We start from the raw sequence: 25,979 nt of genomic DNA, 5'->3' as shown, positions 1-25,979 counted from the left end.
ATGGTGGTCGACGACCACCCGATCTGGCGGGACGGGGTGGCCAGGGATCTCGGCGAGCACGGGTTCGAGGTGCTGGCCACCGCGCCCGACGGCGACGCGGCGATCCGGATCGCCAAGACCGTGCGCCCGGACGTGGTGCTGATGGACATGAACCTCGGCGAGACCTCCGGCGTGGCCGCGACCAGGGCGATCACCGCGGCGCTGCCGGAGACCCGCGTGCTGGTGCTGTCCGCGAGCGGTGAGCACGAGGACGTGCTGGAAGCGGTGAAGGCCGGTGCCTCCGGCTACCTGGTGAAGTCGGCGTCGTCCGCGGAGCTGGTCGAGGCGGTGCGCCGGACCGCGGCGGGCGACACGGTGTTCACCGCCGGGCTCGCGGGCCTGGTGCTCGGGGAGTACCGGCGGATGGCGGACGCGCCGGCCACCAGCGGCGAACCCCCGCGGCTGACCGAGCGCGAAACCGACGTACTGCGGCAGGTCGCGAAAGGACTGACCGCGCGGCAGATCGCCGAGAAGCTGGTGATCTCGCACCGCACGGTGGAGAACCACGTGCAGTCGACGCTGCGGAAGCTCCAGCTGCACAACCGGGTCGAGCTGGCCCGCTACGCCATCGAACACGGCCTGGACACGGACTGAAAAGGTCGGGGAAAATCCCCGATCCGCTGGTCGGACCCCGGATCTAGCATGGACCGCATGGGTGAGCCGCAGACCGATCAGCTACCGGTACCGGCCGAGTCGGACGGCGACAAGGACACCGTCGCCGAGGCGGAGCAGAAGACGGCGGTGGAGACACCGGCGGCGCCGGAAGCGCCGGAAGCACCGCCGTCGCCGAAGGAGTTCAGCCCGCGCGACCTGCGGGTGTCCGACGCCGAACGCGAGCACGTGGTCGGGGTGCTGCAGAAGGCGATCGGCCGGGGCATGCTCGATCTGGACGAGTTCACCGAACGCACCGACAAGGCACTGGCGTCCCGCACCCGCGGCGAGCTGAACTCCGTGCTCGCGGACCTGCCCGGGCTGGTGCATCGAGACGCCGCTCCGGTCTTGGCCGCCGGAGCGGCCCCCGCGCCGGTGCCGCCCCCGCACCCGTACGCGCCGCCGCCCTCGGGCAAGCCGCTCGAACTGCGCGCGCACGGCTCGAACCTCAAGCGCAGCGGGCAGTGGCAGGTGCCGTCGCACCTGCGGGTGCGCAACAAGTACGCGAGCACCAAGCTCGACTTCACCGAGGCCGTGCTCACCTCGCCGGTGGTCTACATCGAGCTGGACACCAAGTGGGGCGGCGTCGAGCTGGTCGTCCCGGAGGAGGCCGGCGTGGACCTCAACTCGATCACCGAGGTCAAGTGGGGTTCGGTGGAGGACAAGCGCAAGCGGCAGCCCGCGGCGGGCTCGCCGACCATCATCGTGACCGGGCGGGTGCACGGCGGCCCGCTGGTCGTGCGCAACGGCCGCCGTTCCCGCTGGTGAGTGACCGGGAGCTGCGCGTCTCCGACGCCGAACGGGACCACGTCGCGGCGTTGCTGCAGAAGGCCGTCGGGCAGGGGCTGCTCGACCTGGAGGAGTTCACCGCGCGCACCGACCTGGCGCTGGCCGCCCGCACCCGCGGTGAGCTGAACCGGGTGCTCACCGATCTGCCCGGGCTGGTGCACCACGGGGTCAACGGCACCGTGCCCGCGCGCCGGGACCGGCTGGTGCTCCGGACGCTGATGGGCAGCTCGCGGCGAACCGGGCGCTGGCGCGTCCCGCACGAGATCCTGGTGCAGAACCAGATGGGCTCGACCGAACTGGACTTCACCGAGGCCGAGTTCAGCCAGGCCGAGGTGCGCATCGAGCTGAGCGTGGCGGCCGGCTCGGTGGAACTGCTGCTACCCACCGGCGCCTCACTGTCCACAGCGGACCTGAAGGTGAAGGCGGGCACGCTGACCGACCGGACCGAGTTCGAGCACGCGTCCGGGCGGCCGAAGTTCGTGCTGTCCGGGTCGCTGTTCGCGGGGTCCGTGGAGATCCGGACCCCGCGCTACTACCGCTTCGGGCGGGTCCAGGTGCGCCTGCCGTGGCGCGTCACCTGGAGTTCTTGACCGCCTGACGGGCGGCCACCGGATCGGCCGCGGCGAGCGCCGCGGCTGCCGCGGCCTCGCACTCCTCGCGGGTGACCGCGGCCAGGCTCGCGCCGACCGCGCGCACCGCGGGCGCGTTCATCGACAGGCTGGTCAGCCCGAGCCCGGTGAGCACGCGCGCGAGCTGCGGATCGGCCGCCGCCTCCCCGCAGACCCCGGCCGGTTTGCCGGTTTCACTGGCCGCCTTGCCGATCAGCGCGATCAACCGCAGCAGCGCGGGCTGCCACGGGTCGTTGAGCGCGGCGACCGCGCCGAGCTGGCGGTCCGCGGCGAAGGTGTACTGGGCGAGGTCGTTCGTGCCGATCGACACGAAGTCGACGGCGTCGAGGATCTCGCGGGCGGCCAGCGCGGCAGCCGGGATCTCGATCATCACGCCCGCCCTGGCGATGCCCGCCGCGTGCACGCGCTCGGCGAACCAGGCGGCTTCGGCGGCGGTGGCCACCATCGGCGCCATCACCGACACCTCGGCGCCCGAGTCCTGTGCGGCCAGCGCGATGGCCTCCAGCTGGCGGTCGAGGATTTCCGGCCGGTCGAAGGCGATCCGCAGGCCACGCACGCCGAGCGCCGGGTTCGGCTCGGTGTCGGGGGAGAGGAAGGCGAGCGGTTTGTCGGCACCGGCGTCGAGCGTGCGGACGATGACCGGCTTGCCCTGGAACGGCGCGAGCACGGCGGCATACGCGGCACGCTGCGCCTCGACCGTCGGTTCGGTGCTGGCGTCGAGATAGCAGAACTCGGTGCGGAACAGGCCGACCCCTTCGGCGCCCGCGTCCGCCGCGGCCCGCGCGTCCGCCGCGGAACCGACGTTGCCGAGCACCTTGACCCGGTGGCCGTCGGCGGTCACGCCGGTGCCGTCCCACTCGGCCGGTCCGCCCGCGGTCGCCGCCAGGATCGGCGCGTTCGCGTCGGCCGGTTCGACCTCGCCGGTGTCACCATCGACGATCAGCGCGTCGGCCTCGAACGCGAGCAGACCTCGGACGGCGACCACGGCCGGAATGCCGAGCGCACGGGCGAGGATCGCGGTGTGGCTGGTGGGGCCGCCCTCTTCGGTGACCAGCGCGAGCACCTTCGCCGGGTCGAGCCCGGCGGTGTCGGCGGGGGCGAGGTCACGGGCGACCAGCACGCTCGGCCCGGCCAGCTCGGGCACGCCGGGCGGGGCGAGTCCGAGCAGTTCGGCGACGATGCGGTCGCGGATGTCGTGGATGTCGCGCACGCGCTCGGCCATGTACCCACCGGCGGCGGCGAGCATCTCGGCGAAGCCCTCGGCGGCCTGGTGCACCGCGCGGGCGGCGGGCAGGCGCTCGTTCTCGACCAGCCCTTCGGCCTGGCTGACCAGCGTCGGGTCGGCGGCCATCGCGGCGGTGGTCTGCAGGATCGTGGCGGCTTCACCGGTGGCCGTCTCGGCCTGCTTCTCCAGGCGGGCGGCGACCAGCTGGGCGGCGGGCTCGATCCGCGCGGCCTCGGCGGCGGGATCCGGCGGGGCCGGGGTGCTCGGGGGCGCCCCCAGCGGCTCGGCCACCCGGACCACCGGACCGCTCGCGCGGCCGGGACTGACCGCGACCCCAGACAGCTTCGTCGACGACATGGTCTAGACCATACCGTGCCACGGCGGACCAGTGTAGTCCCCGATCAGCCGGTGCCGGATGTGCGCGACCACGGTGTCGTCGAAGCTGGTCGCGCCGAGGGTTTCGCGTTCGCGCAACGCCCGGTGGTAGGCGCGGACGTCGTACGGCTCGACGCCGCGCAACGCGAGCCCGGCGACCACCGGGCGGACCTCCTGGTCCCACCAGGTCTCGGCGAGGCGCACCCGGTCGTGCAGGCGGTGGCGGAAGCCCCAGGCCTCGGCGGCGTCGGCGAGCCGGAGCCAGTCGGCCGGGTGGTCGAGCCAGAGGCCCCAGCGCACGTCGTCGGGCAGCGGGACGCGTTCGAGGAACACCCGCTCGGCGGCCTTGACCGGCAGGTCCGCCACGGTCAAGCAGCGGGTGGCGCAGGAGATGGTGCAGATCTTGCGGACACGGGCGCCGAGGCTGACGATGCCGCGTGCCCTGGCGAGCGCGACGCGGTGGTGCCCGTCCTCGACGAAGTACATCTGCCCGAGGCGCACCAGCCGGACCGGTTCGGTGCTGGTGGCGTCGGCGAGCCGCTCCCAGCGGTCGCGGAGGGCGCGGTTGCGCGGGCGGAACCGGCGGTCGAAGTCACCCTTGCGCGCGATCGTGCCGACGATGTCGTCGACCGGGACCTCCTGGTGCCCGAGCTCGACCTCGCCCTGGTGGCCGAGCGCGGCGACGGTGTCGTCGAGCGGCATCAGCTCCAGTTCGCCGGGGCGTCTGGCCGCGACCACCGCCGCGAGCCGGGCCACGTACCCCTGGCGCCACGCCGCGTCGAAGCTCACCCTTCGGGGAACGCCGCGCGGGTGGGCCGAATTCCCTCAGTCGAGTTCGCCCGCGCGGGGGTAGGAGGGTTGTGCGCCGGAGCGGGTCACCGAGATGGCGGCGACCTTCACCGCCAGGCGGGCGGCGTCGGCGAGGGAGGCGCCTTCGGCCAGCGACGCGGCGAGCGCGCCGGTGAAGGCGTCCCCGGCGCCGGTGGTGTCCACCGCCTCGACCTTCGGCGACGGCACCTCGACCACCTCGTCGGCGGTGATCACCAGCGCGCCCTTCGCGCCCCTGGTGACAACCGCGGAGTAGGGGCCCAGCTCCAGGAGGCCGCGGGGGTCGGCGTCGTCGGATTCCAGCAGCCAGGCGGCTTCGTGCTCGTTGACCAGCAGGACGTCGACCGCGTTGAGGGTGCGCGGGCTGACCTTCGCCACCGGCGACAGGTTCAGCAGCACCCGCACCCCGGCCTCGGCGGCGGCGACCACCGCGTGCTCCACCGTCGGCAGCGGGATCTCCATCGAGACGGCGAGCACCCGGGCGCCGTCGAACGCGCCGTCCACCGAGGACGGTTCCAGCGCGCCGTTCGCGCCGGGCGAGACGAGGATCGAGTTCTCCCCGTCCGGCGTGACGACGATGTAGGCGGCGCCGGTCGGCCGGTCCACCGTGCGGACGAGGTCGACCCGGACCCCGGCTTCGCGCAGCGACCCGAGCAGGAGGCGGCCGTTGGCGTCGTCGCCGACCGCGCCGACCATGGCCACCTGGGCCCCGATGAGCGACGCGGCCACGGCGGTGTTGGCGCCCTTGCCGCCGGGGAGGAGGACGGTGTCGCCGCCGAGCACGGTCTCACCCGCGCCGGGCCGTCGATCGGCGGTGACCACCAGGTCGGCGTTGATCGACCCGGCGACGAGGACTTCAGCGGTCATGGCACCCAGCCTGCCAGGGTGGCCCGTCACCCAATCGTCATGGTGGTTTGAGTAGAGCTACGGATCCGCGCCGGGGCCGCGCGGCCGACCCTGGACGCATGGGCACTCCCAGCGCGACCGACCCCCTGCCGCGAATCGCCGACGCACTCGGTGAGATCGCCGACCGCCTGAGCACCCTGGGCGCCGAACTACGCGCCCTGCCCCCGGCACAGCCGCCGGAGGTATCCCCAGAGGCGTCCCCGGAGCAAGCGCCGGAACCACCGCCCGCACCCGAGCCGACGCCGGTCACGCCGCCCACCGCGGCCCAGGAGCCGCCGATGCCGCCGCCCCCGGGCACGCCGCCGCCGGGGCTGGTGCCGCCGTTTCCGATGCCGCGCTGGCAGCCCCACTACCAGCAGCAGCACCCCTACCAGCCCCGCCCGCCGAAGCCGTCGCTGGCCGACAAGCTCGCCAAGGACGGCGCCGGCAGCAAGGTGCTCGCCTGGATCGGCGGCGCGGTCACCCTGCTCGGCGTCGTGCTGCTGCTGGTGCTCGCCATCCAGCGTGGCTGGGTCGGCCCGGTGCCGCGCGTGGTGCTCGGCGCCGCGCTCGGCGGGACGCTGGCCGGCCTCGGCGTCTGGCTGCACCGCAACCCCGCCGCCCGCACCGGTGCCTTCGCGCTCGCCGCGACCGGCGTCGCCGTGCTCTACGCGGACATCGTCGCGGCCACGACCTTCCTCGAACTGCTGCCGTCCTGGGCGGGCCTGCTGCTCGGGCTGGTCGTCGCCGTCGGCGGGCTGGCGCTCGCCGGGTACTGGAAGGCGCAGGGCCTCGCGGTCTTCGTGCTGCTCGGCTGCGCGGTCTGCGCGCCGGTCCTCACCTCGGGTTTCACCGTCTCGCTGATGACCTTCCTGCTGATCCTGGCGGTCGCCGCGGCCCCGATCCAGCTGAGCCGCGAGTGGCCCGGCGTGGTGCTGGCCGCCGGACTGCCGCCGATCGCGGGCAGCGCCCTCACCGTCTCGTTCGCCGCCGGTGCCTGGTTCGAAACCGGCCCGAGCCTCGGTGTGGCCGTGCTCGCGCTGCTCACCTCGCTGCTCGTGCTCGCCACGGCCACCGCGACGACCGCGCTCCACCGCGCCGACGTCACGCCGATCGCGTTGCTCGCGGTGGCACCGCTGCCGACGATGCTGCTGCCGTTCCTGCTCGACCGCCCGCTCGCCGCCGCGTTCACCGGTGGCCTCACCGTCGTGCTCACCGGCCTCTGGATCGGCGGGCGCAAGCGTTTGCCTTCCGGGGTCGCGATGACCGCGGGCGTGCTCGCGTCGGTGCTCGCCTTCGAGACCACGGCGGTCGCGCTCTCCGGTGAGTCGCAGGTGATCGTGGTGCTGGCCGAAGCGATCGCACTGGCCGCCGTCGCGATCCGGCTGAAGAGCAAGGGCATGGTGGCGGCCGGTGCCGCCTTCGGGGTGGCCGGGCTGCTCACCGCGATGGCCGGTGCCGCCTCGCCGATTCTGCTGCTGCGCGTGCCGCGCACCGGTCCCGCCACCGACGTGCTGATCACCGCGGCCGCGGTCTCGCCGCTCATCGCGCTCGCCGCGGTGCTGCTGGCCGTGGCGGCGTTCCGCACCGAGGCGGCCAAGTCGGTGACCCCGCTGGTCGCGGTCGTCGCCGGGATGGCGGTGCTCTACGGCGCCGCGGGCACCGTGCTCTACCCGGTGCGCCTGCTGGTCGACGGCGAACTCGGCTTCCTGATCGGCCACGCGCTGATCACCGTCTCGTGGACGGTCGCCGCGCTGGTCCTGCTGCTGCGCGGCCTCCGCCGGAAGGCGCTCCGGATCACCGGGCTGGTGCTCGTCGCCGCCGCGCTGGCGAAGCTGGTGCTGTTCGACCTCTCCTCGCTCGACGGCATGGCCCGCGTCGGCGCCTTCCTCGGGGCCGGATTGGTGCTGCTCGCCGCAGGTACGCGGTACGCCAGGCTGGTCAGCGCGACCCGTTCAGCCCAAGACGACCCCACTGGATCTATGCGAATGTGAAGGACTTTGTAACTTATCCGCTCCCGAATGCGACAATCAGGCGAGTGCTAGCCGAGCGTCACCCGTTCGGAGTGATTTCCCCACCCGGACGTCACTTCCCGGTGGGGTTCAGCTCTCCAGACACGCCACCGCGTTCGCGCGGGGGCGTTGCCCGACCAGCGGCCTCGGCCGGCGGAACGGCATCGGGTCGCCGGCACCGATCACGTAGCCCCCCGAGTGATCGGTGCCGGCGGCGCCCCGGGTTTTCCCCACCCCGGTTCGGGGGTTCACCAGGTACCCGCAGGTCAGCCGCGTGCCTAGCGTTTTCCCCATGACCGCCGCGACCAAGTCCCGCCACCCGTTCAAGCTCCTGCTCGCCGCGCTGCTCACCGGGTTGCAGGTGCTGCTGCTCGGCCTGGCCGCCTTCCTCATCGTGCGGGTGGTGACCTACGGCGTGTTCTGGGATCCCGACGCCGACCAGAGCGGGACCTGGGGCGGGCCGTCGCTGCTCGGCGCCTGGGTGGTGCACGCGCTGATCGGCCTGCCCGGCGCCGCGGGGTCGGCCTGGCTGGCCAGCCGGTGCCACCGCGTGGCCGGACACCTTCGCCGCGCGTGAGTGAGCGGTAGCGCCCTGCCCACCTAGACTGCCCGCGACCGAGTGAACCGAACTCCAGCGGGGTGAGGAATGGGCAGGCCAACCCGGCGGGGGCGCGCACGCTCCGCGACGGATCACGAGATCCGGCAGACCGCGCGGGCCCTGCTGGTGGCCGACGGACCCGAAGCGGTCACGCTCCGGGCCATCGCCAGGGAGCTGGGCATCACCGCGCCCGCGCTGTACCGCTACTACGGTTCACGTGACGACCTGCTCGCGCACCTGCGGTTGGACATCGTCGGCGACCTGGGCGACGAACTGGCCGGTGAGGTGGCCGAACTCGCCGAGGACGACGGTGCCGTGCAGCTCTTCGCGCTGTGCCGCGGGTTCCGCCACTGGGCGTTGACGCACACGCGCGAGTTCACCCTCGTTTTCGCGTCCCCGACCGGCGAAGTGGGTTCGGCGCCGAGCAGCGCCGCCACGCTGAGCCGCGCGGACGAGCCGTTCGGCCGGATCTTCCTGACCACCGCCGGGCACCTGCTCGCCACGCACGAGCTGGACACCCCCTCGGACGAAGCGGTCCCCGCGGAACTGCGCGACGACCTCGCCGCCTACCGCGGGGACCTGCTCTCCGTGCTGAGCGAATCGGGCCTCGACTTCCCGGCCGAGAAGCTGGACCTGGGCACCACGTACCTGATGATCCAGTTCTGGGCGCGGATCTACGGCCACGTCACGCTCGAGGTGTTCGGCAACTACCCGATCCCGGTGACCAAGCCGGACGTGCTGTTCGACGCCATGCTCGCCGACCTGGCCAGGGAGATCGGGGTGTTGCCGCGGTGATCAGGCTGCGTGGCCGCCGTCGACCGAGACCGCCGTGCCGGTGACGTACCGGCTGCTCTCCGCGGCCAGGAACGACACCGTGGCGGCCACCTCGTCCGGCGTGCCGTAGCGCCCGACCGCGGTCATCGCGGCCTGGTCCGCGGCGTACGGGCCGTCCGCCGGGTTCATCGCGGTGTCGGTCGGGCCCGGCTGCACCAGGTTGACCGTCACCCCGTTCGCACCCAGCTCGCGGGCCAGCGCCTTGGTCAGCCCGACCATCGCGGTCTTGGTCAGCGCGTACAGCGACATGCCCGGCCCCGGCACGCGCTCGGCGACGCAGCTGCCGATGGTGATCAGGCGCCCGCCCTGGCCGAGGTGCGCCGCGGCCGCCTTCGCCGCGAGGAACGGGGCGCGCACGTTCACCGCGAGCACCCGGTCGATGTCCTCCAGCGCCATCTCGGTGATGGGCGCGACCATGCCGACGCCCGCGTTGTTGACCAGCACGTCGAGCCTGCCGAACTCGGCGACGGTCTCCTCGACCGCGCGCACGCAGTCGGCGGCCTCGGCCCCGTCCGCGCGGATCACCAGCGCGCGGCGACCCGCCGCCTTGATCTTCTCGGCCACCTCGGTCGCCGCGTCGGCGTTGTCGCGATAGGTCAGCGCCACGTCGGCACCGTCGGCCGCGAGCCGCAGCGCGGTCGCCGCGCCGATCCCGCGGCTGCCGCCGGTCACCAGGGCCACCTTGCCGTCGAGCGACATTGCTTGTTCCTCCGATTCGATGGGTGTTCTTCGTTCGACACCCATCGAATCGTCAGCGGCCCGGTGAAGCTGGCGGCTTTCCGTCCTGGCGCTAGACCACCACGTTGACCAGGCGGCCGGGCACCACGATCACCTTGCGCGGCTCGCCACCGGCCAGCAGCGCGACGACCTTCTCGTCGGCCAGCGCGGCCTTCTGCACGGCGTCCTTGTCCGCGTCGGCGGCCACCGTGACCCGGGTGCGCACCTTGCCGTTGACCTGCACCGGGTACTCCACCGTGTCGTCGACCAGGTACTTCTCGTCGACCCCGGGGAACGGGCCGTGCGCCAGGGAGTCCGTGTGGCCCAGGCGCTGCCACAGCTCCTCGGCCACGTGCGGGCACAGCGGCGCCAGCATCAGCACCAGCGCCTCGGCCAGCTCGCGCGGCGTGGTCTCGGCCGCGCCGTACGCCTTGGTCAGGTGGTTGTTCAGCTCGATCAGCTTGGCGCCCGCGGTGTTGAACCGCATCTGCGCGTAGTCCTCGCGGACCCCGGCGATGGTCTTGTGCAGCTGCCGCCGGTCGTCCTCGGTGGGGTCCACTTCGGACACCCGCGGCTCGCCGGTGGTCTCGTCCACCACCAGCCGCCACAGCCGCTGCAGGAAGCGCTGCGAGCCGACCACGTCCTTGGTCGCCCACGGCCGCGACAGCTCCAGCGGGCCCATCGACATCTCGTAGAACCGGAAGGTGTCGGCCCCGTAGTCCGCCGACATCTGGTCGGGCGTGACCACGTTCTTCAGGCTCTTGCCCATCTTCCCGTACTCCTGCTTGACCTCTTGGTCGAAGTGGAAGTACTTGCCGTCGCGCTCCTCGACCTCCTCGGCGGGCACGTAGAAGCCGCGCGAGTCGGTGTAGGCGAAGGCCTGGATGTAGCCCTGGTTGAACAGCTTCCGGTACGGCTCGTCCGAGCTCACGTGGCCCAGGTCGAACAGCACCTTCTGCCAGAACCGCGAGTACAGCAGGTGCAGCACGGCGTGCTCGACGCCGCCGATGTACAGGTCGACGCCGCCGGGGTCCTCGGCACCGTGCTCGGCCGGGCGCGGCCCGGTCCAGTACTTCTCGTTCTCCGGGTCGACGAACCGGTCGGCGTTCTCCGGGTCGATGTAGCGCAGCTGGTACCAGCACGAACCCGCCCAGTTGGGCATGGTGTTGGTGTCGCGGCGGTAGGTCTTCACGCCGTCGCCCAGGTCCAGCTCGACGGTGACCCAGTCGTCGGCGCGCGACAGCGGCGGCGACGGCTCGGTGTTCGGGTCGTCCGGCTCGAAGGTCTTCGGGGAGTAGTCGTCGACCTCGGGCAGTTCCACCGGCAGGTGGCTGTCCGGCAGCGCGTGCACGCGGCCGTCCTCGTCGTAGACCACCGGGAACGGCTCGCCCCAGTAGCGCTGGCGGGAGAACAGCCAGTCGCGCAGCTTGTACTGCACGGTGCCGTGGCCGTGGCCGTGCTCCTCCAGCCACGAGATGATCATCTTCTTCGCCTCGTCGACGCCCAGGCCGTCCAGGAACCCGGAATTGATCGCCGCGCCCTCGCCGGTGAACGCCTTGCCATCGAAGCCTTCGGACGGCTGCACGGTCCGGATGATGTTCAGCCCGAACTTCTCCGCGAAGTCCCAGTCGCGCTGGTCCTGGCCGGGCACCGCCATGATCGCGCCGGTGCCGTACCCCATCAGCACGTAGTCGGCGACAAAAACCGGGATCCGCTCGCCGTTGGCCGGGTTCACCGCGTGGGTACCGGTGAACACGCCGGTTTTGTCCTTGTTCTCCTGCCGGTCCAGTTCGGACTTGCGGGAGGCGGCCAGCCGGTACGCGGCCACCGCTTCGGCCGGGGTGGCGGCGTCGCCGGTCCACGCCGGGGCGACGCCATCGGGCCACGCCTCGGTGGTCAGCTGGTCGACCAGCGGGTGCTCGGGCGCCAGCACCAGGTAGGTCGCGCCGAACAGGGTGTCCGGGCGGGTGGTGAACACCTCGATCTTCGCGTCACCGGCGGCGAAGGACACCCTGGCGCCGTTCGACCGGCCGATCCAGTTGCGCTGCATCGCCTTGACCTTGTCCGGCCAGTCCAGCCGGTCCAGGTCGTCGACCAGGCGGTCGGCGTAGGCGGTGATGCGCATCATCCACTGGCGCAGGTTGCGGCGGAACACCGGGAAGTTGCCGCGTTCGCTGCGGCCGTCCGGGGTGACCTCCTCGTTGGACAGCACCGTGCCCAGGCCGGGGCACCAGTTCACCGGCGCCTCGGAGATGTAGGCCAGCCGGTGCGAGTCGATGATGTCGCGCTGCTCGGCGCGGGTCAGCTCGCACCAGTTGCGGCCATCGGGCGTGCGGCGCTTGTCCTGCGCGTACTCGGTCTCCAGGTCGACGATCGGGCGCGCCTTGCCCTGCTTCTCGTCGTAGAAGGAGTTGAAGATCTGCAGGAAGATCCACTGGGTCCAGCGGTAGTACTCGGGGTCGATGGTGGAGACCCGGCGGCGCTCGTCGTGACCCAGCCCCAGCCTGCGGATCTGGCGCAGGTAGGTCTCGATGTTCTCCTCGGTGGTCTTGCGGGGGTGCGCGCCGGTCTGCACGGCGTACTGCTCGGCGGGCAGGCCGAAGGCGTCGAAGCCCATCGTGTGCAGGACGTTCCGGCCGATCATCCGGTGGTACCGGGCGAACACGTCGGTGGCGATGAAGCCCAGCGGGTGCCCGACGTGCAGGCCGGCGCCGGAGGGGTAGGGGAACATGTCCTGCACGAACAGCTTGTCCGAGGGCACGTCGGCATCGGGGTTCGCCAGCGCGCCGACCGGGTTCGGCGCGTGGTAGGTGCCGTGGTCGGCCCAGTAGTCCTGCCAGCGCTGCTCGATCTTCCCGGCCAGCGCCGCGGTGTAGCGGTGCTGGGGGGTGTCCGGCGTCGCCTCGGTCATGGCCCGTGTCCTCCGTGTCGCACTCCAGAAACAACTCGACCCCTCCGCCAAAGGCGTGAGGGGTCGCCGCGCTCAACCGTCCGTCGGTTCAGCGCGGCAGGCCAAGAAGCAGCCGAGCCGTGTTCATGACTCCCATGATAGCCGCCATGGCCAGCGCGTTTGCGCCAGCCCGTCACCGCACCGTCACCGGAGCGCGAGGGTGATCACCTGGGTCACCTGGGTGGCGGCGAAGTTGTTGTCGCTGACCAGCACCAGGCTGCGCTCACCGGAGGGCAGCCGCGGTCCCCAGGTCATCCCCTCCACGTTGTCCACAGTGGACAACCCGAGGGTGGACAGGTCGGTCACCAGCTTCTTCTTCCCCGGCTTGAGCAGGTCGATCTCGAAGATCCGCACTTTGTTGCCGACGCCGGTGACGAACGAGCGCTCCATGATCAGGAAGCGGTCGCCCTCGCGGTGCAGGATCGAGGTGACGCCGTTGTTGGCGAAGGCACCCGGCGGGTTCGACGCGGCGAAGATCGGCTCCTGCTGGTACCGGTACTGGGCGAACACCGGGCCGTAGCGGCCCTGCACCAGGATCCGCGAAACGGCACCGCGTTCGGTGGTCGCCTCCGGGCCGTCCTGCAGCAGCGGCCCCTCGAACGCGGTCACCACCAGCGCCCCGTGCCCGGCGAAGGTCATCCCCTCCGGCCCGTAGTTCTGCCGCGGCCCCGACTCCGGCTTCATCTTCACGTCCTCGGGCAGCGGCAGCTCCCGCAGGTGAGAACCGTCACGCCGGGCTTCGCGGACCGACGGGTCAAGCAGCACGGTCGGCGTGCGGTCGCCTTCCTGCGACCAGTAGTAGGTGCCCAGCCACGGGTCGACGCGCAGTTCCTCGGGGTCGACGCCCTGCGGCGGGTAGAGGGAGCCGTCCGGGCGCTTGAAGTGGTGCACGCCGGTGAACTGGACCGCGCCGGCGAGATCGATCTTGGCGGTGTAGAAGCGGGCGTTCGTGCGATCGTCGCTGACCAGCACGTATTCGCCGGTGCGCGGGTCGCGGTCGATGCCGGAGAGCCCGCCGACGGTGGTGCCGTCGAAGAGCAGGCCGTGCGGCACGGTCTGCTCGCCGAGCAGGCGAACGCGCTGGTCGCCCGCCTGGGCGGCCGGGGTGAGCAGGGCGAGCGAGACGACCGCGGTCAGCGCGGTGCCGATCAGGCGCTTGAGCATGGCGTGCAGCACAGCGGATCAGGGTGTCCAGCAGGTTGCCGAGCCATCACGCTTATGCTCGATGCGTGCTGGTAGTCGCGCTGATCCCCATCGTCTTCGGTGTCCTGGTCGGCTGGGGCGGAGTCCTCGGCTGGCGCGAGCGGCTGCCCAGGGAGCGCGGCGCCGGTGTGCGCACCGCCGCCACCGGGCGCAGCGACGAGGCCTTCCGCGTCGGCAACAAGGTGGCTGGCCTGCCGACCATGGTCGGCGGCGCGATCGGTGTGCTCTCCGGGATCGCCGCGTTGTTCATGCCCACCGTCGGCGGCGTGATCATCGCCGCGGTGGTCGGGGTGGTCGGCACGCTGGTCCTGCTGGCCGCGGGCGGCGTGCTCGGCAACCGGGCGGCGCTCGGCGTGCCGGAACCCAAGCCCGTTCCGTCCGGTTGCTCCGGTTGTGCCTGTGGCGCGGGCGGGTGCGGTGCGCTCAGTTCCGCTGCAGGTCCCCAGGGTGCGTAGCCAGTAGCGCGGTCGGCACGCCCTGCCGCCGCAGCACCTGGCCCCACAGGTCCCGGTTCGGCGTGGCCAGCACGTCGCTGGGCAACGCGGGCACGATCAGCCAGTCCCCGCGGGCGATCTCCCCGGCCAGCTGCCCGGAATCCCAGCCGGCGTACCCGGCGAACACCCGCAGCCCGCGCACCTTCGGCACCAGCGCGTCCGGGTCGGCGTCCAGATCGACCAGCGCCACCGGCCCGCGCACGGCGATCACCCCCGGCACGCTCGCCGCGTCCTGCCCGGTGCGCAGCGCGGCCAGGCACAACGCCGTCTTCTTCTCCACCGGCCCGCCGACGAAAACCGACTGCGGCTCGACCACGTGCTGGCCCCAGACCGGGAGCACGTCGTCCACCGGCACCTCGCTCGGCCGGTTCAGCACCACGCCGAGCGTGCCCTCGTCGCGGTGATCGATGACGAACACCACGGTCCGCCGGAAATTGGGGTCGAACATGGTGGGGGCAGCGACCAGCAAAGATCCCGGTTCCACCTCGGCGTCCGCTCGCACGTCGCCCATGATCCCACTCCCGTGGCGGGAAAGGTGCGCGGACGCGGGAACAAGAACGGCGCCTGGCCCGTTGAGCCCAGTGGTCGGCGCACTTCCGTGTCCCCCGGGCTCACTGAAGAACCGCCTTTGTGGAATACCGTCCGGCTGGAGCCACACTGCGCCTAGCCGCCGAGAGGCGACCAAAGTGCGCCGGCCGACCAACTTGGTCACCGCCCTTAGCATGGGGTGGTGACCGCGGGCACCGAACGCAGCGGCGTCCGCGAACTGCTCGCGCCGCCCGGGTTCCGGCGGCTGCTCCTCTCCCGTTTCGCCTCGCAGTGGGGTGACGGCGTCTACCAGGCCGGACTCGCCGGCGCGGTGCTGTTCAACCCCGAACGCGCGGCCGACGCGCTGACCATCGCCGGTGGGTTCGCCGCGCTGCTGCTGCCGTATTCGGTGCTCGGCCCGTTCGCCGGCGCGCTGCTCGATCGCTGGGACCGGCGGCAGGTGCTGGTGGTGGCGAACCTCCTGCGCGCGGTGGCGATCGGGATGTCGGCGTTGTCGGTCGGCCTGGGTACCGAGGGCGTGCCGTTGTTCGCGCTCGCGCTGGTGGTGATGGGGATCTCCCGGTTCGCCGGCTGCGGGCTGTCGGCTTCGCTGCCGCACGTGGTGCCGCCCGCGAAGCTGGTCGGCGCGAACGCGCTCGCCACCACGCTCGGTTCGATCGTGGCCGTGCTCGGCGGCGGCTGCGCGATCGCCCTGCGCGCGGTGCTGGGACAGGACGACGTCGGCTCGGCGTGGACCACCGCGTGCGCCATCGCCGGTTCACTCGTCGCCGCGGTGATCGCCGCGCGGTTCGCCCGCGGCGAGCTCGGACCGTCCACTGTGGATGAACCGGCGGTGGCGGTGCTGGCGGTGGCCAGGGGATTGGCCGACGGTGCTCGCGCGGTCCTGCGCACCCCGTCGGTCCGCGCCGGCTTCCTGGGGCTGTTCGCGCACCGCGTCGGGTTCGGCATCTCGCTGCTGCTCACCGTGTTGCTGATGCGGTTCTCCTTCACCGACCACGGGCTGCTGCGCGCCGGGCTGACCGGGCTCGGTCAGCTCGCCCTGCTGGCCGGTGCCGGTCTGCTGCTCGGCGGCCTGGTGACGCCGCGGCTGGTGGCGCGGTTCGGTCCGCGCCGGGTGATCACCGCCGGGCTGCTGCTCGCGGCCGCGTCGCTCGCCGGACTCGGGCTCCCGCTGGTGCTGCCGACCGTGTTGCTGGCGTCGTTCACGCTGGCGGTGGCCGGGCAGCTGGTGAAGTTGTGCGTGGACGCGGCGATCCAGCAGGACGTCGGCGACGAGGTCCGCGGCCGGGTGTTCGCCTGCTACGACGCGTTGTTCACCATCACGCAGGTCGCGGCCGTCGTGGTGACCGCGCTCGTGGCGCCGTTGGACGGCCGCGCGCCCGGTGTCCTCCTGGTCGCGACGGCGGTCTACGGGGTGGGCGCATTGGGCTATCTGGCGGTCACCCGCTCCTCGATTCGCACTAGCGAATGATCGGTCCTCGTTGGCTGGAACCCGCCCGTACTGCTCCAGGGCAACGACTAGGGTGGCGCCAGCACATCTTTTTCGCTTGATTCGGGGGCACTGTGACCACGCCAGGGGACGATCGAGCCCGGCTCGAGGCGCGCAACGCCGCCATGAAGGACCGGGTCGACGGCCTGCTGGAGCAGTTCAACCGGCAGACCGAGCAACTGCGCGAGGCGCAGGCCGCGGCCGCCGAAGCCTCGGCCACGGTCACCTCCAAGGACGGGCTGGTCCGCGCCACCATCGACGCCAACGGCGTGCTGAGCAAACTGGACTTCGCGCCCACCGCGTTCGAGCGCAGCGGCGGTCCGGCCGCGCTCGCCGCCTCCGTGCTGGAAGTGGTGCGCACCGGCGGGTTGCAGGTCAAGCAGCAGGTGGCGGACCTGATGTCGCCGCTGACCGAGGGCATGCCGGACCTGAACGAGCTGTTCGAGGACGCCCCCTCGCTGGCCGGGCTGGTTCCGTCCATTCCGGACTTCACCCCGCCGGCACCGGAGCCGGAGGCGCGGCCGGAGTCCTTCGAGGACGAGGGCTCGATCTTCCAGAACCGCCAGCAGCAGACCCCGCCGCCCCCGCCGGCGGCCGCGGCCCCGCCGCCACCTCCGCCTCCGCCGCCGCCCTCGATGCCGCAGCCCAAGCCGACCACGCGCCGGGCGCGACCGGCACCGGTCGAGGATGAGGAAGAGCCGCCGGACAGCTGGCTCACCAGGGGGAACCGCTGATGGGTGCGGGAGGAGCCGGGGGCCAGGGCTTCACCCTCGACCCGGACGCGGCCACCTCGGCCGCCGGGAAGCTGAACATCGCCGCGGACCAGCTCGAGGACGCGGGCAAGGCGCTCGCCGACGCGCTGGCCGCCGAAGGCGCCTGCTGGGGCGACGACGAGTCGGGCCAGGAGTTCGCCAAGGACTACGTGCCGGGTGCCGAAGGCGCGGTGAAGGCGTTCACTTCGATCGTCGAAGGGATCCGCGCGCTCAAAACGAACGTCGAAACCGCCGTGCAGAGCATGGAAGGCGCCGACGAAACGGTCCGGGGTGTGCTGAAAGAGGGCGGAGGCGTCTGACCCGTGGGGATGGAGATGCCCGACGAGGTCAAGTGGCTGCTGCCCATCGTCGTCGGCGAGAGTTGGCCCGAGGGCGACGAGGACAAGCTGCGGAGCCTCCGGGACGCCTGGCACACGGCGGCGAAGGCGATCAACCCCGCCGCCGAGATCGGTACCGGTGGCGCGCAGGAGGTGCTCGGCGCGTGGACCGGCCAGAGCGCGGACCAGTTCGCCGAGGCGTGGAAGAAGTTCGTCGAGGGCGACGAGGCGTACTTCAAGTCACTGGCCGAGGCCTGCCAGGCACTCGGTGATTCGTGCGACGCCACGGCGCTGGACGTCGAGTACACGAAGTACATGATCATCGCCTCGCTGATCATGCTGGCGATCTCGATCGCGAGCATGATCGCGGCGGCGGCGGTCACCTTCGGCGGGTCGACCGCGGGCATCGTGCCGGCGCAGATCGCCACCCGGATGACCGTGCAGATGATCTTCCGGCAGCTGCTGCAGAAGCTGATGCAGCAGGGGTTCAAGAAGATCGCGCAGGAAGTGCTGAAGCGGGTCCTCAAAGAGGTCCTGATCAACGTGGCCACCGGGGTGGCGCTGGACGCCGGGATCCAGGGGCTGCAGATGGCCTCCGGGGACCGGAAGTCCTGGGACTGGGACAAGACCAAGGACGCCGCGATCGGCGGTGCGGTCGAAGGTGTGGTCGGCGCGGCCAGCGAGGCGATCCCGAAGGGGGCCACGCGGGGGGTGTCGGACAGCGTCGGCGGCCAGATCGCCGACGGCGCCATCCGCGGCGCGACGCGGGGTGCGGTGGAAGGCGCCGCCACCACCATCGGCGAGGCGGCGGTCACCGGGGAACTGGGGAACCTGAGTGCCTCGGACGTGCTGATGGGCGCCTCAGGCGGGGCGACCGAAGGCGCCGCCGGCGGGGCGAAGGGCAACATCGACGGCATCCGAGCGGCGAACGCCCCCGATGTGAACACCCCAGACGTGGACACGGGGGACAACGGTTCCTCGGGCTCTTCGGATTCGGGTTCTTCCGGCTCGGGTTCCGGTTCTTCCGGCTCGGGCTCGTCTGGTTCTTCGGGTTCCTCCGGCTCATCTGGTTCCTCGGACTCTTCCAGCTCGTCGGGTTCCTCCGGCTCCTCGGATTCGTCGGGCTCCTCCGGTTCGTCGAGCTCCTCCAACGGCTCTTCCTCCGGCGACTCCTCAGGTTCCTCGGGCTCTTCTAACGGCTCGTCCTCCGGAAGCTCCTCCTCGGGCGATTCGTCCTCCAGCTCTTCCTCGGGCGGCTCCTCGTCCTCCGGCGGCTCGTCCTCGGGCGACTCCGGCTCGGGTGGCTCGTCCGCAGGCTCCTCATCCGGGGGCTCTTCGTCGGGCAGCTCCGGCTCGGGTGACTCGGGCTCCAGCAACTCCTCCGGAGGCTCCGGCGGCTCGTCCAGCAACGGCAGTTCCTCCGGCGGCTCGCCGTACTCCGCAGCCGACTCCACCTCCGGCGGCTCCTCTGCCGGCGGTTCTTCGTCCGGCGGCTCCCCTGCGGGCGGCTCCTCGTCCTCGGGCGACTCGTCTTCCGGAGGCTCTTCGTCCGGAGGCTCTTCGTCCGGAGGCTCCTCCTCGGGTGGTTCTCCGTCCGGCGGCTCGTCGTCGGCGGGTGGCTCTTCGGGCTCGTCCTCGGGTGGCTCCAGCCCGGATTCCTCGCCTTCCCCGGGCGGGCGCTCGGATCACGTGGGCCAGGCGTCCGCGGCGACCATGGAGCGTTCCGACACCGGCGCCGGCCAGCAGTCCTCATCCCCGTCGCCCGCGTCGGCGCCGCAGCCTCAGCACTCCCCGGCCGCCTCCAGTGATGGCGGCCAGCAACAGTCGGGTGGAGCGCCTCAGCAGCAAGCCGCCGCAGGTGCCCCGGCGGGTGGCGCGCCCGCGGGCGGTGCCCCGGCAGGCGGCTCCATGGGCGGCAGCCCGGGCGGCTCGGGCGGCTCGGGCGGCTCGCCGTCCGGCGGGTCGTCGGGTGGTAGTTCGCCTTCGCCCTCGTCGTCTAGTGGCGGGTATGGGATGTCGCCGCAGCAGAGCGGCGGCAGCAACAGCGGTGGCGGCGGCTACGGCATGGCACCCCCACAGCAGGGCGGTGGCAACCCCGGCGGCGGGTACAACCCGCAGCAGGGTGGCGGGTTCGGGCCCCAGCAGGGCGGGCCGCCGCGCAATCAGGATTCGGTGGCCGCCGCGGGCTTCACCGGCGGGGGTTTCCCACCGCCGGGGGCGCCTCGGGCAGATGGGCCGCCGCAGGGTGCGCCGCCGCCGATGGGGCCTCAGCAGCAAGCGGGTGGCGGTGGCTTCGCGCCGCCTCCGCCGCCGATGCAGCAGGGTGGCGGCCAGCCGCAACCGGGCGGCCGTCCGAACGGTCAGGGACCGCGTCCCCCGCAGGGACCGCCTCCGCCGCCGGGACCGCGCCCGGGTGGCGCGCCGCAGCAGCAGCCGGGTCCGCGGGGACCGCATGGTGGACCTCCGCAACAAGGCCCGGGTGGGCCGCGCCCGCAGGGACCCGGCGGTCCTGGACCCGGTGGACAGCCCGGGCCCGGTGGACAGCACGCGCCCGGTGGTCAGCAGGGACCTGGTGGGCACCAGCGCCCCGGTGGACCTCCTCAGCAACAGGGACCTGGTGGTCCCCAGCAACAGGGCCCCCAGCGACAGGGGCCGTACCAGCCGACGCGTGGCAATCTCGACCAGCCGCCGCCGGGGCGGCAGGGGCCGCCTCAGCAGCAGCCGCCTCGGGGGCCGCAGGGGCGTCCGCCGTTCCCGCCGCAGGGACCGCCGCCGCCACGTCCGCCGCAGGCGGGTTTCCAGCAGGGGCCGCCTCAGCGCGGACCGCAGCAGCCTGGGCCCGGTGGGCGTCCGCCGATGCCGCCGCAGGGGCCGCGGCCGGGTGGGCAGCAGCTCCCGCCGCAGGGTCCGCCGCCCGGACGGCAGGGGCCGCCCCAGCCGTTCAACGCTTGGCAGAAGCCTTCGCTCGAGCCGAACCAGGTGCCGTCGCAGCAGCAGGGTCCGCCGGCCACCCGGCCGGACATCCCGCAGCAGTCGCCGACGCCGCGCGCCCCGGAACAGCCGAGGCCCGACCAGCGCGCACCCGAGCAGCCCAGGCCGGACCAGCGCACGCCGGAGCAGAAGGCACCGGAGCAGGCCACGCCCGGCCAACGGGCACCCGAGCAGCCCAGGTCCGACCAGGCTGCGCCGGAACAGCCCAAGGCCGACCAAAAGGCGCCCGAGCAGGCCAGGACCGACCAAGCCGCGCCCGAGCAGCCCAAGGCCGATCGGGCCGCGCCCGAGCAGGGCAAGCCCGAGTCCGATCAGCGCACGCCCGAGCAGGACCAGGCCAAGCAGGACCAGGCCGAGCCTGACCAGAACCAGCCCGACCAGCACCAGCCCGACAAGGCTGACCAGGACAAGGGCGACCAGGACGCACCCGAGCAGGACGCGCCCAAGCAGGACGACCAAAGGTCCGACGACCAGCGGTCCGACGACGACGGGCGGGTCCGCGAGGACTACGTGACGGACCCGAACTTCCGGTCCAACCGTCCCGAGGACGTCCAGGCCGTGGCCGACGCGCAGATGGACACGATGCGCTCCGACGGCCACGACAACAACGCCGAGCTGCCCCACGAGACCTCCCGCCGGGAGGCCTACGAGCGCCGCGCCGAGAACCCGCGCTTCAAGGACATGTCCGACGACGGCGCCTACGCCGTCCACACCTACACCCGCCCGGACATCTTCGAGCAGCTCAACCAGTCCCTCCGCAACCAGGACGAGAACTTCCCGAACTCCGTCCGCCAGGCCAACGCCATCGCGTCAGGGCTCAACGAGCTGCCCCCGCACGAGGGCCTGGTCTCCCGCAAGGTGGGCCTCCTCGGCCGGGCCGCGGAGCTGCTCGCCGGCCAGTACAAGGTCGGCGAGATCGCCGTCGAGACGCAGTTCAACAGCTCCAGCAAGGTCACCGACTCCATGCCGAAGAGCAAGTTCGGCGGCCAGGTGGAGCTGCGCATCCTGTCGAAGACCGGGCGCGACATCGACCAGCTCGGCATGAAGCGCGAAGGCGAGGTGCTGTTCAAGCCCGGCACCCAGCTGCTCGTCACCAGGAACGAGAAGGTCGGCAACACCTGGATCATCGAGGCCGAGGAGATCGGCCCGGACGATCCGCGCTACCTCGACCCCGACACCGTGCGCGACAAGATGGACGAGCGCCGCCAGCTCAGCGCCGACCAGGCGCGCGAAGTGGCCGAGGCCCCGTCGAGGAACAACGACATCGCGAACGCGCTCGGCGGCGGCTCCTTCGACCCCACGCCGTCCGACCCCACGCCGCCGACCCCGGAACCCGCGCCCGAACCGCCGGAGAACCGCGGCGAGCCCGACGACGGCTGGGGCAGCCTGGCCCAGCCGTCCAACCCGCCGAGCGTGCCCGCGATCCATGCCGGCACCACGAACTCGCCGGAGCAGCAGGTCCGCTTCCTGCGGGACACGCTGCCCGAGGCGCAGCACGTCAACTCGCTCAACTTCCACGGCTTCGACGCGCTCGAACAGGGCTACCGCACCAACTCCAGTGAGTCCGTGGTCGCCTTCGAAGGGCGCATGCGCGGCGAGGACAGCACCGCCGGACCGGTGCCGCCGGACCAGGTCAGCCACCAGGGCAACCTGGACCACGTCCAGCAGAAGCTGGGCGGCGAGTGGCAGGCGCACAACGACTTCGACTCCGCGCTGAGCGACCTGGCCGACCGCCCGGTCGGCTCTCGGTCGGTGCTCGCCTACGAGTACGAGGCGCCCAGCGACCCGGCCGACCCGAACTCGCCGAAGCGCGTGGTCAGCCACCTGGTCACCGCGGTCAACACCGAGCACGGCCTGGCGCTGGTCGACCCGCAGAGCAACCGCCTCGCGGACCTGCCGAACCCGCCGTCGAGCGTCGCCACGCTGCCGTACCACCAGGGCGACGGGCCGACGCCGGACCACGCCGCCGACACGGTGGACCACGACCGGAGCCAGGAGACCCCGGAGACTCCCGAGACCCCCGAAACCCCGGCCACGCCCGAAACCCCCGAGACGCTCGGGGACCTGGTCGAGCCGGACAACCGGCGGCCGGACCAGGAGTACCTGTTCGACCCGGACTTCGAGGCCACCCCGGACGACCACCGGGCCATCGCCGACGCGTTCCTGGGCGAGGGCAGGCACGAGGCCGTCACCGCGGACGCGGTCAAGGCCCGCGACACGGATCCGCAGTACGCCCGGCTGTCCGATGAGGACGCCACCGCGATCCGCGGCTACACCGGTCACGACTTCTACTCGACCGCGAACGCCGCGCACCGCGAAGGCCCCGGCCACCCGGACTTCGACCGGTCGCAGCAGCAGGTCCGGGCGCTGGTCAGCGCGCTGAACAAGATCGAGCCGACGCCCGGTGAGCTGATCCGCGGCGCCAACCTCGGCGGCGACCCGGTCAAGATCCAGCAGTTCCGCGACCAGTACCCGGTCGGGAAGACCGCGATCGAGACGACGCCGGTGAGCGCGAGCAAGAAGCTCTCGCCGGACCAGGGCACCAAGTTCGGCCCCGACGTCGAGATGCACATCGACTCGAAGACCTTCCGCGACGTGGAGAAGCTGTCGCAGAACCGGGGCGAGGGCGAGTCGCTCGGCAAGCCGGCCACGCAGCTGTTCGTCCACGAGAACCGGCTGATCAAGGACCCGGCGACCGGCCAGGAGAAGGTGTACATCCGGGCCGAGGAGATCGTCGAGGGCGATCCGCGCTGGGTCGACAAGGCCGACGCCGAGCAGCAGATGGCGGACCGGCGCGAGCAGTGCGCGGCGAACGAGCGGGAGAACGCGGCGCGGGCGCAGGCGACTCCGTCGCCGTTCGACAGCCTCACCACGCTCACCCCGCCGCCGGAAGGCAGCACGCCGGAACCGTCGCCGCAGCGGAACATCACCGACGCGCTCAGCGGCAACGAAGACGGTGGTTACGCGGGTGCCGACCAGGGCCCCGACGGTCCGTCGATGGACGCCAGCCAGCTCGGCGACCACGACTGGTCGCCGTTGGCGCGGGCGACCAACCCGCCGGGCGAACCGGCCATCCACGCCGACACCGCGAACCCCAACCAGCAGGCGAAGTACATCGCCGAGCGGCACCCGGAGATGGCCGGGGTCAACCCGAACTTCCACTCGCCGGACGCGTTCGCCAACGGGTACCAGACGAACTGCACGCGCGGCATGGTCGCGCACGCGCTGCGCCTCGGCGGCATCGACGCGGAGGCCGGTCGGCTGCTGCCCGAGGACATGGCGTCCATGGGCACGCTCGACTACGTGCGGGAGAACCTCGGCGGCGGGGACTGGCGCGGGCACAGCGACTACGACGACGTGATCCGGCACATGCGGGACCAGCCGATCGGCTCGCGCGCGGTGATCGCGGTGCAGTACGTCGGGAACGACGGGAACACCTACGGGCACGTGGCGGAGGTGGTGAACACCAAGGAAGGCGTGGCGTTCATCGATCCGCAGAGCAACTCGCTGATGAGCCTGCCGCACCCGCCGGTCGACCTGAAGACGATGCCGTTCGACCCGGCGAAGGCGGTCGAGCTGCACAACGAGAAGCAGCAGGTCAAGACCGACACCGACACGGCGTCGTCGGCGGACACCACGCAGCCGGTTCCGGTGACGAAGCCGGACGCCCCGGTGGATCCGCGGATCGCGTTCCAGAAGCCGGATGCCCCGGTGGACCCGCGGATCGCGTTCCAGCAGAACAACCCGCCCGCGGGTTCGGGGCTGCCGCCGCGCTCGGGGTACGAGGTGCGGCCGTCGCGGATCGGGCCGGACGGGCGGCCGGTGCCGTCGGTCTCGCACACCGTGCCGGACCTGACCCCGGCCGGGGACCGCGGTTACGGCATGGCGGAACCCCCGAAGCAGGACCCGACGCCGGGCAACGACCCCACACCGGGCGACAACCCGACGCCGGACCAGGACGCGACCCCCGGCACCGACCCGACTCCGGACCACACCCCGGACCGGGAGTCCACTTCGGACTCCACGCCGGAGAACGAGCGGCCGCTGCCCACGCGCGAGGAGATCGAGAGCTACTTGCGGGAAGATCGCGTGCGGCAGGCGATCGAGGAGGGCAACCGGATCACCGAGCGCGACCCGGAAGCCACCGTCAAGGTCAACGGCGAACCGCTCCCGATCGGCGACGCGATCCGGGCGATGATGCTGGACAAGGACACCGGCCCCGCCGTGGCGAGGATCCTGCGGGATACCCCGTTCCTGGAGAACTCGCTGCTCGCGCGGCCGCAGACGCTGTGCAACGTGCTGAAGTACGACGGCGCGGTGGACGTGCTGGAGTCCTGCGTCCGCGAGGTGCGCGACTACCGCGGCGGCCCCGAGGCACTCGCCGACTCCTACGAGGCGGACCCAAAACCGGCGCCGAGCGCCCTGACCGAGGAACAGGCCAAGCTTTCGGACGCGGCCAAGAAGGAAGTCGAGAAGGTCAAGCCCAAGGATCTCTTGCAGCCGGGCTTCGACGAGTCCAAGAGGGAGGACCCCGACTACCAGCGCGAGTACCTCGACGGCCTGTACCAGGACTGGGACGCGAAGAACGCGATGTTGCGCGAGTTCGCGCAACTGATCGCCGGGGGTGCCGAGGGCGTCGAGGTCAAGTCGCGGTTGGTGCCCAAGAGCAAGGTGCGTGCCGGGGACAAGGTCGATGGTTACGACGGCCACGCCAACAAGCTGAACGACCTGGTCGGCTCGATCGTCCAGTACCGGACCGTCGACCAGGCGTACGACGGGCTGGCCAAGGTGCTCGAGGAAAGCCGCCGAGACGGTTCGAAGATCAAGGTGGTCGACTTCTCCGACCGGTTCGTGAAACCGCAGGGCAGCGGTTACCGCGACCTGCAGATGAACGTCCGGCTGGACCTCGGCGACGGGAACTACCACATCGCCGAGCTGCGGCTGCACGTCAAGGCGATCGACGACGTGGCCGACTACGAGCACGCGCTCTACGAAGTCCGGCGTGACTTCCAGGCCGTAGCGAACGAAGACGAGAGCCGCGACAAGAACGAGAAGGGCAAGCGGGTGCTGACCCCGGAGGAACGCGCACTGGCCGCGGCCATTCTCAACGAGGAGCGGATCCGGTTCGGTGAAGCGTTCCGGTCGGCGGGTGGCTCGGAGACGGAGCAGCGGAACTACACCAGAAGGACTGAGTGATGACCATCGAGACACCGTCGTACTTCCTGTACTTCGGGCGCACCTTCGTCATCGACTCCACTCCGGACGGTGGGCTCGCCGGTTCCCTGCTGAACTGGGACACCGGCGAGTTCGAGCCGAACCACGGGCCGATCGAGAAGGTGCTCTTCGCGACCTCGGACAGCGACATCAGCGCGCTCGACCGGGAAGAGTTCGTCCAGCGGACCGAGCGGGTCCGGCAGGAGCTGACCGGGGACGGGCCGATCTTCGCGCTGTACGAGACCATCGACGGGCTCTACGACCAGGCGGAGGCGGAGAACCGGCAGATCAGCGACGAGGAACTCGAGTTGATCCGCGCGCTGCGGCGGCGGACGTTCGGCATGTGGGAGGACGAACTCGCCCGGCGGGCGGCCGGGGAAGCACCGAGTTTTTCGGTTCGCCGCAAGAACATCTGAT

At 72.0% G+C, this 25,979-nt stretch carries 19 protein-coding genes; 12 read left to right on the top strand and 7 right to left on the bottom strand.

Annotated features, from left to right (window positions below):
- From JYK18_RS12125 to JYK18_RS12115, 3 genes are read left to right on the top strand one after another with little or no spacing between them, the layout of a single operon-like run.
- Positions 1-633 carry a response regulator transcription factor gene (locus tag JYK18_RS12125; protein ID WP_206804180.1) on the top strand — a complete coding sequence of 211 codons (633 nt, stop codon included), beginning with the start codon at positions 1-3 and terminating at the stop codon, positions 631-633.
- A gap of 57 nt (positions 634-690) precedes the next feature.
- The gene (locus tag JYK18_RS12120; protein WP_206802178.1) at positions 691-1,458 is read left to right on the top strand and encodes a DUF1707 domain-containing protein; all 768 of its coding nucleotides are present in this window, start codon (positions 691-693) and stop codon (positions 1,456-1,458) included.
- Positions 1,455-2,069: a DUF1707 domain-containing protein gene (locus tag JYK18_RS12115; protein ID WP_307795878.1), complete on the top strand. Its 615-nt coding sequence runs from the start codon at positions 1,455-1,457 to the stop codon at positions 2,067-2,069. The genes JYK18_RS12120 and JYK18_RS12115 overlap by 4 nt, the downstream gene beginning before the upstream one ends.
- Here JYK18_RS12115 and ptsP read toward each other — a convergent pair.
- From ptsP to JYK18_RS12100, 3 genes are read right to left on the bottom strand one after another with little or no spacing between them, the layout of a single operon-like run.
- Positions 2,053-3,690 (bottom strand): phosphoenolpyruvate--protein phosphotransferase, encoded by a 1,638-nt coding sequence (ptsP, locus tag JYK18_RS12110; protein ID WP_206802177.1) that lies wholly within the window; start codon positions 3,688-3,690, stop codon positions 2,053-2,055. The two genes, JYK18_RS12115 and ptsP, sit on opposite strands and share 17 nt — an antisense overlap.
- Positions 3,691-3,693: 3 nt before the next feature.
- Positions 3,694-4,497, bottom strand: coding sequence for a hypothetical protein (locus tag JYK18_RS12105; RefSeq protein ID WP_242579071.1), 804 nt, complete (start codon positions 4,495-4,497; stop codon positions 3,694-3,696).
- 36 nt (positions 4,498-4,533) lie between these two features.
- Positions 4,534-5,403: a ribokinase gene (locus JYK18_RS12100; RefSeq protein WP_206802176.1), complete on the bottom strand. Its 870-nt coding sequence runs from the start codon at positions 5,401-5,403 to the stop codon at positions 4,534-4,536.
- Between the two features lie 98 nt (positions 5,404-5,501).
- Between JYK18_RS12100 and JYK18_RS12095 the strand changes: the two genes are divergently transcribed.
- The 3 genes from JYK18_RS12095 to JYK18_RS12085 all read left to right on the top strand — a co-directional run bounded on the left by JYK18_RS12095 (position 5,502) and on the right by JYK18_RS12085 (position 8,826).
- Complete coding sequence (locus JYK18_RS12095; protein WP_206802175.1) at positions 5,502-7,415, top strand: DUF2339 domain-containing protein; 1,914 nt, start codon at positions 5,502-5,504, stop codon at positions 7,413-7,415.
- Positions 7,416-7,725: 310 nt separating this feature from the next.
- On the top strand, positions 7,726-8,010 hold the full coding sequence (locus tag JYK18_RS12090) for a hypothetical protein (RefSeq protein ID WP_206802174.1): 285 nt from the start codon (positions 7,726-7,728) through the stop codon (positions 8,008-8,010).
- A 69-nt stretch (positions 8,011-8,079) separates the two neighbouring features.
- Positions 8,080-8,826 (top strand): TetR/AcrR family transcriptional regulator, encoded by a 747-nt coding sequence (locus tag JYK18_RS12085; protein ID WP_206802173.1) that lies wholly within the window; start codon positions 8,080-8,082, stop codon positions 8,824-8,826.
- Here the strand turns inward: JYK18_RS12085 and JYK18_RS12080 are convergent, their stop codons facing one another.
- From JYK18_RS12080 to JYK18_RS12070, 3 genes are all read right to left on the bottom strand, one after another.
- The gene (locus tag JYK18_RS12080) at positions 8,827-9,564 is read right to left on the bottom strand and encodes an SDR family oxidoreductase (RefSeq protein ID WP_206802172.1); all 738 of its coding nucleotides are present in this window, start codon (positions 9,562-9,564) and stop codon (positions 8,827-8,829) included.
- Between the two features lie 91 nt (positions 9,565-9,655).
- A complete protein-coding gene (leuS, locus tag JYK18_RS12075; protein ID WP_206802171.1) occupies positions 9,656-12,493 on the bottom strand; it encodes a leucine--tRNA ligase in 2,838 nt (945 codons plus the stop codon).
- 183 nt (positions 12,494-12,676) lie between these two features.
- Positions 12,677-13,696 (bottom strand): esterase-like activity of phytase family protein, encoded by a 1,020-nt coding sequence (locus JYK18_RS12070; protein WP_206802170.1) that lies wholly within the window; start codon positions 13,694-13,696, stop codon positions 12,677-12,679.
- Between the two features lie 65 nt (positions 13,697-13,761).
- On the opposite strand from JYK18_RS12070, the gene JYK18_RS12065 reads away from it, so the two are divergent.
- On the top strand, positions 13,762-14,190 hold the full coding sequence (locus tag JYK18_RS12065; RefSeq protein WP_206802169.1) for an SdpI family protein: 429 nt from the start codon (positions 13,762-13,764) through the stop codon (positions 14,188-14,190).
- Here JYK18_RS12065 and JYK18_RS12060 read toward each other — a convergent pair.
- Positions 14,159-14,740: a YqgE/AlgH family protein gene (locus tag JYK18_RS12060; protein ID WP_206802168.1), complete on the bottom strand. Its 582-nt coding sequence runs from the start codon at positions 14,738-14,740 to the stop codon at positions 14,159-14,161. The two genes, JYK18_RS12065 and JYK18_RS12060, sit on opposite strands and share 32 nt — an antisense overlap.
- A gap of 216 nt (positions 14,741-14,956) precedes the next feature.
- Between JYK18_RS12060 and JYK18_RS12055 the strand changes: the two genes are divergently transcribed.
- The 5 genes from JYK18_RS12055 (at position 14,957) to JYK18_RS12035 (ending at position 25,978) form a co-directional block, all read left to right on the top strand.
- Positions 14,957-16,249: an MFS transporter gene (locus JYK18_RS12055; protein WP_206802167.1), complete on the top strand. Its 1,293-nt coding sequence runs from the start codon at positions 14,957-14,959 to the stop codon at positions 16,247-16,249.
- A 92-nt stretch (positions 16,250-16,341) separates the two neighbouring features.
- Positions 16,342-17,001: a YbaB/EbfC family nucleoid-associated protein gene (locus JYK18_RS12050; protein WP_307795876.1), complete on the top strand. Its 660-nt coding sequence runs from the start codon at positions 16,342-16,344 to the stop codon at positions 16,999-17,001.
- Entirely contained in the window at positions 17,001-17,339 is a 339-nt protein-coding gene (locus tag JYK18_RS12045; RefSeq protein WP_206802166.1) for a WXG100 family type VII secretion target, read from the top strand. Before JYK18_RS12050 ends, JYK18_RS12045 begins: the two co-directional genes overlap by 1 nt.
- Before the next feature lie 15 nt (positions 17,340-17,354).
- The gene (locus JYK18_RS47510; protein ID WP_206802165.1) at positions 17,355-25,544 is read left to right on the top strand and encodes a toxin glutamine deamidase domain-containing protein; all 8,190 of its coding nucleotides are present in this window, start codon (positions 17,355-17,357) and stop codon (positions 25,542-25,544) included.
- A complete protein-coding gene (locus JYK18_RS12035; protein ID WP_206802164.1) occupies positions 25,544-25,978 on the top strand; it encodes a hypothetical protein in 435 nt (144 codons plus the stop codon). Before JYK18_RS47510 ends, JYK18_RS12035 begins: the two co-directional genes overlap by 1 nt.
- The last annotated feature ends 1 nt before the right edge of the window (position 25,979 follow it).

The organism is Amycolatopsis sp. 195334CR, from assembly GCF_017309385.1.
Lineage (GTDB): Bacteria > Actinomycetota > Actinomycetes > Mycobacteriales > Pseudonocardiaceae > Amycolatopsis.
Note: the sequence above shows the minus strand (reverse complement) of the source record. Positions and strands in the feature narration are given on the sequence as shown.

Coding starts and splice junctions, on each gene's coding strand:
- JYK18_RS12120 (WP_206802178.1), top strand. CDS start 691: ATGGGTGAGCCGCAGACCGATCAGCTACCGGTACCGGCCGAGTCGGAC.
- leuS (WP_206802171.1), bottom strand. CDS start 12,493: ATGACCGAGGCGACGCCGGACACCCCCCAGCACCGCTACACCGCGGCG.
- JYK18_RS12085 (WP_206802173.1), top strand. CDS start 8,080: ATGGGCAGGCCAACCCGGCGGGGGCGCGCACGCTCCGCGACGGATCAC.
- JYK18_RS12060 (WP_206802168.1), bottom strand. CDS start 14,740: ATGGGCGACGTGCGAGCGGACGCCGAGGTGGAACCGGGATCTTTGCTG.
- JYK18_RS47510 (WP_206802165.1), top strand. CDS start 17,355: ATGCCCGACGAGGTCAAGTGGCTGCTGCCCATCGTCGTCGGCGAGAGT.
- JYK18_RS12045 (WP_206802166.1), top strand. CDS start 17,001: ATGGGTGCGGGAGGAGCCGGGGGCCAGGGCTTCACCCTCGACCCGGAC.
- ptsP (WP_206802177.1), bottom strand. CDS start 3,690: ATGTCGTCGACGAAGCTGTCTGGGGTCGCGGTCAGTCCCGGCCGCGCG.
- JYK18_RS12070 (WP_206802170.1), bottom strand. CDS start 13,696: ATGCTCAAGCGCCTGATCGGCACCGCGCTGACCGCGGTCGTCTCGCTC.
- JYK18_RS12100 (WP_206802176.1), bottom strand. CDS start 5,403: ATGACCGCTGAAGTCCTCGTCGCCGGGTCGATCAACGCCGACCTGGTG.
- JYK18_RS12125 (WP_206804180.1), top strand. CDS start 1: ATGGTGGTCGACGACCACCCGATCTGGCGGGACGGGGTGGCCAGGGAT.
- JYK18_RS12090 (WP_206802174.1), top strand. CDS start 7,726: ATGACCGCCGCGACCAAGTCCCGCCACCCGTTCAAGCTCCTGCTCGCC.
- JYK18_RS12095 (WP_206802175.1), top strand. CDS start 5,502: ATGGGCACTCCCAGCGCGACCGACCCCCTGCCGCGAATCGCCGACGCA.
- JYK18_RS12035 (WP_206802164.1), top strand. CDS start 25,544: ATGACCATCGAGACACCGTCGTACTTCCTGTACTTCGGGCGCACCTTC.
- JYK18_RS12080 (WP_206802172.1), bottom strand. CDS start 9,564: ATGTCGCTCGACGGCAAGGTGGCCCTGGTGACCGGCGGCAGCCGCGGG.